Source organism: Stenotrophomonas sp. STEN020 (assembly GCF_056760195.1).
The window spans coordinates 14,917-27,425 of the sequence record NZ_JBRREI010000007.1 but is presented as its reverse complement, the minus strand read 5'-3'; the positions used below and the strand labels follow the sequence as shown (position 1 = coordinate 27,425).

At 61.6% G+C, this 12,509-nt stretch carries 9 protein-coding genes and 1 tRNA gene; all 10 read right to left on the bottom strand.

What is annotated here, in order from left to right; translation table 11 throughout:
* Positions 1 to 38: 38 nt before the first annotated feature.
* The 10 genes from rpsO to nuoL all read right to left on the bottom strand — a co-directional run bounded on the left by rpsO (position 39) and on the right by nuoL (position 12,509).
* Positions 39 to 299, bottom strand: coding sequence for a 30S ribosomal protein S15 (rpsO, locus tag ACVOLZ_RS04655; protein ID WP_057626688.1), 261 nt, complete (start codon positions 297 to 299; stop codon positions 39 to 41).
* Positions 300 to 481: 182 nt separating this feature from the next.
* Complete coding sequence (gene truB, locus ACVOLZ_RS04650) at positions 482 to 1,393, bottom strand: tRNA pseudouridine(55) synthase TruB (RefSeq protein WP_481515251.1); 912 nt, start codon at positions 1,391 to 1,393, stop codon at positions 482 to 484.
* 112 nt (positions 1,394 to 1,505) lie between these two features.
* Positions 1,506 to 1,895 carry a 30S ribosome-binding factor RbfA gene (gene rbfA, locus ACVOLZ_RS04645; RefSeq protein ID WP_481515250.1) on the bottom strand — a complete coding sequence of 130 codons (390 nt, stop codon included), beginning with the start codon at positions 1,893 to 1,895 and terminating at the stop codon, positions 1,506 to 1,508.
* 168 nt (positions 1,896 to 2,063) lie between these two features.
* The gene (infB, locus tag ACVOLZ_RS04640; RefSeq protein ID WP_481515249.1) at positions 2,064 to 4,694 is read right to left on the bottom strand and encodes a translation initiation factor IF-2; all 2,631 of its coding nucleotides are present in this window, start codon (positions 4,692 to 4,694) and stop codon (positions 2,064 to 2,066) included.
* A 95-nt stretch (positions 4,695 to 4,789) separates the two neighbouring features.
* A complete protein-coding gene (gene nusA / locus ACVOLZ_RS04635; RefSeq protein ID WP_481515248.1) occupies positions 4,790 to 6,301 on the bottom strand; it encodes a transcription termination factor NusA in 1,512 nt (503 codons plus the stop codon).
* A gap of 4 nt (positions 6,302 to 6,305) precedes the next feature.
* On the bottom strand, positions 6,306 to 6,893 hold the full coding sequence (gene rimP / locus ACVOLZ_RS04630) for a ribosome maturation factor RimP (RefSeq protein ID WP_481515247.1): 588 nt from the start codon (positions 6,891 to 6,893) through the stop codon (positions 6,306 to 6,308).
* Positions 6,894 to 7,090: 197 nt separating this feature from the next.
* A tRNA-Met gene (locus tag ACVOLZ_RS04625) sits at positions 7,091 to 7,167 on the bottom strand.
* 202 nt (positions 7,168 to 7,369) lie between these two features.
* Positions 7,370 to 8,827 carry an NADH-quinone oxidoreductase subunit NuoN gene (gene nuoN, locus ACVOLZ_RS04620; protein WP_481515246.1) on the bottom strand — a complete coding sequence of 486 codons (1,458 nt, stop codon included), beginning with the start codon at positions 8,825 to 8,827 and terminating at the stop codon, positions 7,370 to 7,372.
* Positions 8,828 to 8,863: 36 nt separating this feature from the next.
* On the bottom strand, positions 8,864 to 10,375 hold the full coding sequence (locus ACVOLZ_RS04615; RefSeq protein ID WP_481515245.1) for an NADH-quinone oxidoreductase subunit M: 1,512 nt from the start codon (positions 10,373 to 10,375) through the stop codon (positions 8,864 to 8,866).
* A gap of 19 nt (positions 10,376 to 10,394) precedes the next feature.
* Entirely contained in the window at positions 10,395 to 12,509 is a 2,115-nt protein-coding gene (gene nuoL, locus ACVOLZ_RS04610) for an NADH-quinone oxidoreductase subunit L (protein WP_481515244.1), read from the bottom strand.

Below are 12,509 nucleotides of genomic sequence, written 5' to 3'. Positions count from 1 at the left end.
AAAGCCGCGGCGCATCGCTGCGCCGCGGCGGATATCGATTAGCGGCGCAGGCCGAGCTTTTCGATCAATGCTTTATAGCGTGCGACATCCTTGTTCTTCAGGTAGTCGAGCAGGCTACGGCGGCGGTTGACCATCTGCAGCAGACCACGGCGGCTGTGGTGATCCTTCTTGTGTTCCTTGAAGTGGCCGGTCAGCAGTTCAATGCGAGCGGTCAGCAGGGCGACCTGGACTTCCGGGGAACCGGTATCAGCAGCGCCGCGCTTGTTTTCTTCAATGACTTTCTGGGTGTCGATCGACATGATTTTTCTCTTCAGATGCGGGGCCAGCAGGAACGTCTCAAGACGCACCGCACAGCTCGCCGATTAATAGGCTGCCCACCGGGGCGGGCAGTTGCCCTTTCTAGGGCCGCAAAATTGTAACGGTCACAACCATCCGGGACAAGGCGGAAGTGACTTGAAAGGTACTGTCCGCCGCTGCCCGTTCAGAGATTGAAGCGGCGCTGCGGCCCCAGCCGCCCACCCTCTTCCACTTGGCCCAGGCCCAGCGGCTGGCCGCCTTCGCCGTAAACCACCACCAGGCCCACCGGCCAGGCCGGATTGCGCAGGCGTTGGCCGAGGCAGAAGCGCGCTGCCTGGGCGGCATCCAGCTCAACCCGGGCGAACTGGCTCAGGCCCTGTTCGATTGGCAGCACCCAGTCCAGCAATGCTGCTTCGTCGCCGGATTCAGCTACCGCGCGCAGTGCATCCAGGCCAATCATCTTCGGCGCCATGAACGGCTCCACCCACAGCCGGCGCAGCGCGGTGACATGTGCACCACAGCCCAGCAACTCGCCCAGGTCGCGGGCGATGCTGCGGATATACGTGCCCGAACCACAGGTCACGCGCAGCGACAGGCGCTCGCCTTCATGGGCCAGCACTTCAATCGCCTGCACCTGCACTTCGCGCTCGGGCGCCTCGATGGCCTCGCCGCGGCGGGCCTTGGCATACAGCGGCTCACCGCCCTGCTTCAGCGCTGAATAGATCGGCGCCCGCTGCAGGATGGTGCCAGTCAGGCTGGCCAAAGCCGCCTGCAACTGCGCATCACTGAACTCGGGCACCGGCCGCTCGCGCAGCACCGCGCCGTCGGCATCATCGGTATCCGTGGTGCTGCCCAGCCGGATTTCAGCGTCATAGGCTTTGGCCGAGCCCAGCAACAGGCCGGCAATCTTGGTCGCCTCACCAAAACACAGCGGCAACAAACCAGTTGCCAACGGATCGAGGCTACCGGTATGACCGCCTTTTTCGGCACGGAACAGACGACGCGCAACCTGCAGCGCAGTGTTGGAGCTCATGCCAGCCGGCTTATCGAGCAGAACGATGCCGTCCAAACGACGGAATTGGATTCGGGGACGCATGCAACACCATAGGCGGGCCGGCGCGCACGCGGCGCACCTGGCGAAAAACGGAAAAGCCGCCTGCGCCAACGCGCAGGCCAGACATGACAACAGCCCTTACGGGCTGCTGCGGTTACTCTTTATCGGTGCCTTTGTCGGCATCGGACTCGGGCTCCGCCGGCGGCACCAGGTCGCGCAGCAGATTGTCGATGCGCTCACCACGGTCGACCGAATCGTCGTAGTGGAAATGCAGCTCCGGCACATGCCGCAACTTCATCGCCTTGGCCAGCGACATACGCAGCTCAACGGTCAGCTCGCGCAACCCCTTCATCGCCTCATCCGCTCGTTCCGGCATCAGCGCGGTCACGAAGATCTTGGCGTGGGCCATGTCACGGGTGACTTCCACGTCCGACACACTGACCGAAGGCAGGCCGAATTCACGCACGGCGGCATGCACCAGCGTGCCCAGATCACGGCGGATCTGTGCAGAAACACGGTCGGTACGATGGAAAGTCTTAGGCATCAGGCAAGTATCAGCAATAAAGGTTGAATTTCAATGAAACCGAGGGAGATCGCTCGCTGCAGCCGCATTCACGACCACAGCGCCTGATTCCCGACCCCGGCCGGTAGAGGATCCGTTCGCGGGACCCGCTTCAACGAATCCCGATTCCCATCTCCCCAATCCCAGCCGTCAGAGCGTGCGCGGCACTTCGATACGCTCGAAGCACTCGATCTGGTCGCCCGGCTTGACGTCGTTGTAAGCCTTCACGCCAATACCGCACTCGGTACCGTTGCGAACTTCTTCGACGTTTTCCTTGAAGCGACGCAGCGATTCCAGCTCGCCTTCGAACACCACCACGCTGTCGCGCAGCACGCGGATCGGCTTGTTCCGCTTCACCACGCCTTCGATGATCATGCAGCCTGCAACCGCGCCGAACTTGGAGCTGCGGAATACGTCGCGGACCTGGGCGATACCGATGATCTCTTCGCGGATTTCCACGCCGAGCAGACCGGAAGCTACCTGCTTCACCTGATCGATCACGTCATAGATGATCGAGAAGTAACGCAGATCAACGCCGTTGGACTCAATGATGCGACGGGCCGAAGCATCCGCACGCACGTTGAAGCCGATGACGGTGGCCTTGGAAGCCACGGCCGAGTTGGCGTCGGACTCGGTGATGCCGCCCACGCCGGAGTGGATCACGTTGATGCGGATGTCGTCGTTGGACAGGGCAACCAGCGCCTGGCTCAGTGCCTGCACCGAACCCTGGACGTCGGCCTTGATCAACAGGTTCAACACCTGCTGGCCTTCGCCCTTGCCCAGCTGCGACATGATGTCTTCCATGCGGCTGCCGGCAGTGGCGACCAGGCGCGACTCGCGACGCTTGGTTTCACGCGTCTGCGCGACGTCCTTGGCCAGACGCTCGTCTTCAACCACGACGAAGTCATCACCGGCTTCCGGCACGCCCGACAGACCCAGCACCTGCACCGGAATCGACGGACCAGCCTCGGAGACCTGGGCACCGGTTTCGTCAAACAGCGCACGCACGCGACCGTACTGGATACCGCACACCAGGTAATCGCCCTTTTTCAGCAGACCCTGTTGCACCAGCACCGTTGCGATCGGGCCACGGCCCTTGTCCAGCGAGGATTCGATGACCACGCCGTTGGCGCGACCGTCGGCCACGGCCTTCAGTTCCAGCACTTCGGCCTGCAGCGAAATCGCGTCCAGCAGGTCGTCGATGCCCAGACCGGTCTTGGCCGAGATTTCCACCATCTGCACGTCACCACCGAAGTCTTCGGCCACGACCTGCTCAGCAAGCAGTTCGTTCTTGACGCGCATCGGGTCGGCCGAGGCTTTGTCGATCTTGTTGATTGCCACCACGATCGGCGCGTTTGCGGCGCGAGCGTGCTGGATGGCTTCCTTGGTCTGCGGCATCACGCCATCGTCGGCGGCGACAACCACCACCACGATATCGGTCAACTGCGCACCGCGGGCACGCATCGAGGTGAACGCGGCGTGGCCCGGGGTATCGAGGAAGCTGATCACGCCCTTCGGCGTGGTCACATGGTAAGCACCGATGTGCTGGGTGATACCACCGGCTTCGCCGTTGGCAACCTTGGTGCGGCGCATGTAATCCAGCAGCGAGGTCTTGCCGTGATCGACGTGACCCATGATGGTCACGACCGGTGCACGCGGCACGGCTACGCGCTCATCGGCACCGGTGATTGCCAGCAGCGCGTCTTCGGCATCGTTGGCGTTGGCGCGCACAACCTTGTGGCCGAGCTCTTCGACAACCAGTGCAGCAGTGTCATGGTCAATGGTCTGGGTGATGGTAGCCATCACGCCCATCTTGAACAGCGCCTTCACCACCTCGCCACCCTTGAGCGCGAGCTTCTGCGCCAGATCGGCTACGGTGATGGTGTCGCCAACGGCGACTTCACGCACCACCGGTGCGGTCGGACGTTCGAAGGCATGGCTGCCGCCACCGCTACGCGATGCGTCGTTGCCACGGCGGCCTTGCGGTGCACGCGCACCCGGACGACCGCGCGAATTATTGTTGTTGCTGTTGCCACGACGGGCACGGTCAGACGCCGACAGGTGCAGCTGGCCACCGAAACGGTTGCCATCGCCACCTTCGTTGCGCTTGCCCGGCTTTGCATTAGCATTGGCACCGGCGTTGTTGCCGCGCTCTTCGCGGGCAGGTGCACGGGCCGGCGCAGCTGCTGCCGGACGCGCTGCGCGCGGTGCCGGTGCTTCAGCTGCCGGTGCCGGTTTTGCAGCAGCAGCCTTGGCAGCCACTTCAGCAGCGACCTTCTCGGCCTCGATACGTGCGGCTTCGGCTTCCTCGGCGGCCTTCTTGGCTGCAATGCCTTCGTCGCGGGCGCGATCCTTCTCGGCCAGCATGCGCTGCTCGTCGAGATTGCGCTGACGCGATTCTTCGAGCTTGCGCAGGATGTCGGCGCGCTCTTCATCCGGCGTCATCGCAGGCTTGCCACCTTCCGGCTTGGTGTAAGTGCGCTTCTGGCGCACTTCCACGTTGACGGTGGTCTTGCTGCGGCCAGCATTGACGGTCACTTCCTGATGCTTGCGGCGATTCAGGGTGATCTTCTTGGCTGCGGCTTCGGCGTCTTCGACCGGCTGCTCTTCCTTGCCGTGCGAACGGCGGAGGAAGCCAAGCAGCTTAACTTTCTCGGTACTGGTCACGACCTGGTCGGGACCGCTGAACTTCATCCCGGCCTGGGACAGCTGTTCAAGCAGTTTCTCGACCGGCGTGTTGACCAGTTCGGCGAGCTTGCGGATGGTGGTTTGCTGCGACATTCGGATCCTATGATCTTGTTTGCGCCCCCTCGTCACGAACGAAGGCAGCGCGGAGTCTACGCCCTGAGCGGCTCAGGGCACTGTTCATCGCTGGCTCATTCGCCGCGCTCCAGGCGGGCGATCTCCTCGGCGCGGGCTGCCAGGACCAACGCCGCGGCGCGCTCCAGATCCATGCCCTCGATGCCGAACTCCAGAACCTCGTCGGCAGCCAGATCCGACAGATCCTCACTTGTGCGCACGCCGTGGCCAGCCAGCGCGTACGCGGTAGCCTCATCCATGCCCTTCAGTGCCAGCAGATCTGCAGCCGGCACACCCTCGTCAGCACTCTCTTCCACCGCCAGCGCTTCATTGAGCAGCGCATCGCGGGCACGGGCACGGAGCTCTTCAACGATATCTTCGTCGAAGCCTTCCACTGCCAGCAACTCGCCAACCGGCACGTAGGCGATTTCTTCCACCGTACCAAAACCTTCGGACACCAGGATGCCGGCGATTTCTTCGTCCACTTCCAGCTTGTCCATGAACAGCTGACGGGCGACGCCCTGCTCGGCTTCCGACTTGGCGGTCACCTGGTCCTGGGTCATCACATTCAGCTGCCAACCGGTCAGGCGACTGGCCAAGCGCACGTTCTGGCCGCCCTTGCCGATTGCCTGGGCCAGGCGGTCTTCCGCCACGGCCAGGTCCATCGAATGCTTTTCTTCGTCAACGATGATCGACTGGACTTCAGCCGGCGCCATCGCATTGATGACGAAGTTGGCCGGGTTCTCGTTCCACAGCACGATGTCCACGCGCTCACCATTGAGCTCGTTGGACACTGCCTGCACGCGCGAACCGCGCATGCCGATGCAGGCGCCGATCGGATCGGTGCGGCTATCATGGGCCAGCACGGCGATCTTGGCGCGGTCGCCCGGGTCACGTGCACAGGCCTTGATCTCGACCAGGCCCTGGCCGACTTCCGGCACTTCCAGCTTGAACAGCTCGATCATGAATTCCGGGGCAGCGCGGCTGATGAACAGCTGCGGGCCACGCGGCTCCGAACGCACTTCAGCCAGGTAACCGCGCACGCGGTCGCCGGCGCGCAGCACGTCACGCGGAATGCCCTTGTCCTTCGGGATGAAGGCTTCGGCATTACCACCCAGATCGACATAGATGTTGCCGCGCTCTGCACGCTTGACGACACCAGTGACCAGTTCGCCAACGCGATCCTTCCACGCATCCACCACCTGCTGGCGCTCGGCTTCGCGCACACGCTGGACGATGACCTGCTTGGCAGCCTGCGCTGCGATACGGCCGAAATCGGGGTTTTCAATCTGTTCTTCGATGTAGTCACCGACTTCAACGCCGTCGGCTTCGTCCACCGCATCCATCAGACGGATCTGGCGGTCCGGCGACTCCATCACGACGTCATCAGCGACCACTTCCCAGCGACGGAAAGTTTCGTAGGTGCCGTCCTTGTGATTGATCACGACACGCGCCAACACTTCTTCTTCGGCGTAACGCTTCTTCGCGGCAGAAGCCAGCGCGGCTTCGATCGCGTCAAAAATTACTTCACGCGGCACGCCCTTCTCGTTGGCGACTGCGTCAACTACCAGCAAAAGTTCCTTGCTCATCGGCTCACTCCGCGCGCGGCTTTTTGGCCGCCGTTTCGTTGTTGGAATTATTCTTGGTCTTGCCCTGCTTGGGGGCCGGACCCGTTGGTTTGGTCGGTGCCAGGCCCAAAGCGGCCCAGTCCGGAATGATGCGCGCCTTGTCGATGTTGTCGAACGAAGCCACGAACGGCTTGTTGTCGACCACAAAAGTCACCGTGCCCTGTTCGTGGTCAACCGCGACGATCTCGCCCTGCAGGCGACGGCGGTTTTCCTGCGGCAGCTTCAGGCCGACCTTGGCGGATTCACCAATGGCGCGCTCGAACTGCTCCAGCGAGAACAACGGACGGTCCACGCCCGGCGAAGACACTTCCAGCGTGTAATTGCCGCTGATCGGGTCTTCAACGTCGAGCTGCGCGGAAACCTCGCGGCTCACCCGCTCGCAGTCCTCAACATTGACCATGCGCTCAGGCTGCTCAGCCAGCGGCACGTCGATATACAGGCGCAACGTTGCGCCGCCCGGGGCCGGCAGATACTCGGCGCCAAGCAACTCGAGCCCCAACGCCTGCACGGTGGGGCCCAGCAGATTCGCGATTTCAGTAGCCTTGTCGCTCACAGCCAGCCTTGATTCGTAAGTTAGAGAACGGTTGTCACCCAACCGGGGTTTCTGATTTCCAGAAACAGCAAAGGGCCCACGTGGGCCCTTTGTCCGTTTGGATCCGATGACCGGATCCCGGTTGCAAGAACGGAAGCAGCCGTTCTTGCGAGCCCAACTTTTGCCTCATCAACACATCGTGTTGCAAAGACCGAAGCTGGTAGCGGGGGCAGGATTTGAACCTGCGACCTTCGGGTTATGAGCCCGACGAGCTGCCAGACTGCTCCACCCCGCATCAGAAGCGGAATTATGAAGTAACCAAGTCGATAATGCAAGACTTATTTACTTCGCGTTTCTCTTCAGACTCTAGAGAAACCCGGAAAAACCCTTCCGGCTGAATCACTTATCAGGTGATTCCGACCTTCCCGCCAGGCGGTGAGGCCGTCAACTCAGGAGATGAATAATACACACTTCGCGCAGATTTGTAACGTTTTTTATTACAAATGTGCAAAAGAATTGCGCATCCACTCCATGATCGGGCCCAAACCGAGCGGCAGGAACAGCAGCAGCACCGAATTCACGCCCAACACGATACCCAGGATACGGTCATTGTTGCGCGGCAGCGGCTCACCCACCGGCTCATCGAAGTACATGACCTTGATGACGCGCAGGTAGTAGAAGCAACCGATCACCGCACACAACACGCCAACCATGGCCAGCCACAGCAGGCCACCATTGACGGCCGCGCTCAGCACCGACAGCTTGGTCCAGAAGCCCAGGAACGGCGGGATACCGGCCAGCGACGCCATGATGCACAGGACCAGGCCTGCCATCCACGGGCTGCGTGCGTTCAGGCCCTTGAAGTCTTCGATGTTCTCGGCTTCAAAACCGGCACGCGACATTGCGATGATCGCGCCGAATGCCGCCGTGGACATGATGGCGTAGGCAATGGCGTAGAACAGCGCCGCCGAATAGCCCTGCTCGCCGCCCCCAGCAATGCCCATCAGCAGGAAGCCGATGTGCGACACGGTCGAGTAAGCCAGCATGCGCTTCAGATTGCTCTGGGCGATCGCCATCAGGTTACCGATGACCAGCGACAGCGCGGCCAAGCCGGCCAACACATACTGCAGCTCGGTCGACAGCGGGCCAACGCCCATTTCCAGCAGGCGGTACGCCATGCCGAACGCGGCCAGCTTCGGTGCTGAGCTGATGAACAGCGCGATCGGCGCCGGCGCACCCTGGTAGACGTCGGGCAGCCACATATGGAACGGCGCTGCACCCAGCTTGAAGGCAACGCCGGCAACCATGAAAACAGCACCGGTCAACAGCAGCAGGCGCTCATCGGAATGCGCAATGGATGCATGGATCACGTCAAGGTGCAGCGAGCCGGTGGCGCCATAGATCAACGACATGCCGTACAGCAGCAGGCCCGAGGCCAGCGAACCGAGCACGATGTACTTCATGCCGGCTTCGGCCGCGAGCTTGTTCTCTCGGTTGCTGGCAACCAGCGCATAGGAGCACAGCGCCAGCAGTTCCAGGCCCAGGTAGACCATCAGCAGGCTGCCGGCCGAGACCAGGATCATCATGCCGGCGGTGGCGAACAGGATCAGCACCGGGATCTCGCCCTGGTACAGATTGCGCTCGCGCAGGTAGCTCCAGCCGTAGATCAGGCTCAGGCCGCTGACCAGCACTACGACGGTCTTCATGACGTCAGCAGCGTTGTCACGGATGAACATCCCGTGGAATACCTCGCCCTGCCCGCCCACGCCGTTCAACAGCATGATGAAGGCGACAGCGAGGATCGCCACCGAAATGAAGTGGGTCCAGACCTTGTGCCTGGTGCTGATGAACAGATCAAGGATCAGCAGGGCAAAGGCACCGCCAATCACTACCAGTTCGGGTAGCAACGGCAGCAGGTCGGTCATGGTCAACGGCAGGGGCGTCGGCGTGGTCATCATCAAATCCTGGAATCAATACTCTCGACGAGCCGCTTACAGCAGCTTGCTAGAAGCGATCTGCATCGCCAGATGGGCAATGGACGGCTCCATCAGATCGGTCAGCGGCTTGGGATAGAAGCCCAGCACCAGCGTACCGACCGCAAACACGGTCATTACCAGCCACTCACGACCATTCATGTCCTTCAGCTCAGCGACGTGGGCATTACCCACTTCACCGAAGAACACGCGCTTGTAAAGCCACAGCGAATACGCCGCACTGATGATCAGCGTGGTAGCAGCGCCCAGGGCAACCAACGGGTTCCACTGGAATGCAGCCAGCACGATCATGAACTCACCAACGAAGCCACTGGTACCCGGCAGGCCGGAGTTGGCCATGAAGAACAGCAATGCAAACGCAGCAAACCACGGCATCACATTGACCACGCCGCCGTAATCGGCGATGCGGCGGCTGTGCATGCGGTCATACAGCACGCCCACGCAGGAGAACATCGCGCCGGATACAAAGCCGTGCGAAATCATCTGCACCATGGCGCCCTGCAGGCCCAGACGGGCGGCGTCGGCGTTGCCGGCATCACGCACCAGCCACAGCGCGGTGAAGGTACCCAGGGTGACGAAACCCATGTGCGCGACCGACGAATAAGCAATCAGCTTCTTCATGTCGTCCTGCACCATGGCCACCAGGCCGACGTAGATCACCGCCACCAGCGACAGCGCGATCACCAGCCAAGCCCACTCGTGGCTGGCGTCGGGAACGATCGGCAGGTTGAAGCGCAGGAAGCCGTAGCCACCGATCTTCAGTGCGATCGCCGCCAGAATCACCGAACCGGCGGTCGGTGCTTCAACGTGCGCGTCCGGCAGCCATGTGTGTACCGGGAACATCGGCACCTTGACCGCGAACGCGATCAGGAAGGCGAAGAATATCCAGGTCTGCTCCTTGCCCGACAACTGCAGCTGATACAGGTCAACCAGCTGGAAGCTGCCACCCTTCAGGTACAGATAGATCAGTGCCACCAGCATCAGCACCGAGCCGAGGAAGGTGTACAGGAAGAACTTCATCGCCGCGTAGATACGACGCGGACCGCCCCAGACGCCGATGATCAGGAACATCGGGATCAGCATGGCTTCGAAGAACACGTAGAACAGCATCGCGTCGGTAGCGGCAAAAATGCCGACCGTCACGCCTTCCAGAATCAGGAAGGCAGCCACGTACTGATTGACGCGCTTGTCGACCACGCCCCACGCACCGATCAGTGCCAACACGCCGATCAGCGTGGTCAGCAGGATCAGGGCGATGGCGATGCCGTCGACGGCCAGGTTGTAGCCAATGTCGAACGCCGGGATCCACGGATGCTGTTCGACGAACTGCATCACATCGGCAGCACCGCGGTCGTAGCCGCTGAGCAAGCCAAGGCTGAGCAGGAAGGTGAGCAATGCCACCGCCAAGGATGCCCAACGGGCAGCCTGGGCGTTACGCAAGGCGAGGATCAATGCACCGCCGATGATCGGCAGCCAAATGAGAATACTAAGTAGAGGCCAGTTCGACACGTCTTCTATTCCGTACAGGTCAACGCCAGAAATGCATCAGCACGCCCAACAGGGCAATCAGGCCGATGATCATCGCGAACGCGTAGTGGTAGAGGAAACCGGATTGGGTGCGGCGCAACAGGTTGGCAGCCAGGTCGACCAGACGCGCCGAACCATTGACCATCACCCCATCGACGACCGTGCTATCAACGGCACGGGCGGCCTTGCCGAGCTGCACACCACCGCCGGCAAAGCCGTCGATCCAGAGCTTGTCGAAGCCGTACTTGTTTTCCAGCACCGAAACCACCGGCGCCAGGGTCTTGCGAGCTTGTCCTGCCAGTTCCGGCTTCCAGATGTAGAACACCCAGGCCAGCGCGAAACCTGCAACCGTCAGCCAGAACGCCGGCATCTGCATGCCGTGTATCGCATAGGCCACCGAACCGTGCCAGAACTCCTTGCCCACTTCGGCAATGGTGTCACGCGCCGGGTCGTAGAAGTCGACGATGCCGGTGAAGAACGACATGGTCTGGCCGGGAATGCCGGCAGCGGCGGCATGGCCGTCCCAACCGGTACCAAACAGCATCGGGCCAATGGTGAAGAAGCCGATGAGGATGGACGGGATAGCAAGCAGGATCAGCGGCACGGTCACCACCAGCGGCGATTCATGCGGCTCGTGCGCACCATGACCATGATGGTCATCGTGGCCGTGGCCATGATCAGCGTGGTGGTCATCATGCGCGTCGCGGAAGCGTTCCTTGCCAAAGAAGGTCAGGAACAGCAGACGGAAGCTGTAGAAGCTGGTGACGATCACGCCACCCAGCACCGCCCAGTAACCGTAGAGGGCAACCCAACCAGCATCGGCAGCGTGCGCGTGCATCGCGGCAGCTTCGATGATGGTGTCCTTGGAGTAGAAACCGGCGAAGAACGGGGTACCGACCAGGGCCAGCGTACCGATCCACATGGTGATGTGGGTGATCGGCATGTATTTGCGCAGGCCGCCCATCTTCATCATGTTCTGCTCATGGTGCATGCCCATGATCACCGAACCGGCACCGAGGAACAGCAGCGCCTTGAAGAAGGCGTGGGTCATCAGGTGGAACACGGCGCCCGAGTAGGCCGACACGCCCAGTGCAACCGTCATGTAGCCCAGCTGCGACAAGGTCGAGTAAGCAACCACGCGCTTGATGTCGGTCTGCACGATGCCGATCAGGCCGGTGAAGAACGCGGTGGTGGCACCGATGAACAGGATGAAGTCCAGCGCGGTCTGCGACAGCTCGAACAGCGGCGACATACGGGTGACCATGAAGATACCCGCGGTGACCATGGTCGCGGCGTGGATCAGTGCCGAGATCGGGGTCGGGCCTTCCATCGAGTCCGGCAGCCACACGTGCAACGGCACCTGGGCCGACTTGCCCATTGCACCGATGAACAGACAGATGCAGATGATGGTCGCAACGCTCCACTGGTGGTCGCCGATCAGCTGCACCATGGCGTGACCAGTGGTTTCAGTGCCCAGCACGGTGCTGGCATTGGCGAACACGGTGGCGTAGTCCAGCGAACCGAAGGCCCACAGGATGCCGGCGATGCCGAGCAGGAAGCCGAAGTCACCAACACGGTTGACCAGAAACGCCTTCATGTTGGCGAAGATGGCCGTGGGCTTCTTGAAGTAGAAGCCGATCAGCAGGTACGACACCAGGCCCACCGCTTCCCAGCCGAAGAACAGCTGCAGGAAGTTGTTGCTCATCACCAGGGTGAGCATCGAGAAGGTGAACAGCGAGATGTAGCTGAAGAAACGCTGGTAGCCGTCGTCTTCGGACATGTAGCCGATCGAGTAAATGTGGACCAGCAGCGACACGAAGGTCACCACCACCATCATCATCGCGGTCAAACGGTCGATCATGAAACCGACGTGGGCCGCGTACTGGCCAACTTCAAAGAAGGTGTAGACGTTCTGGTTGTACGGCTGCGCCCCGCCCCACAACAGCTGGGAGAAGATGTAAGCCGACAGGCCGCAGCTGATTGCCACGCCTAGGATGGTGACGTACTGGGCGCCCTTGCGCCCCACCTGACGACCGAACAGGCCGGCGATGATGCTGCCGAACAGTGGCGCGAGCACCACTGCAATCAACAGACTCTTGGAGAGAGTGATTTCCAT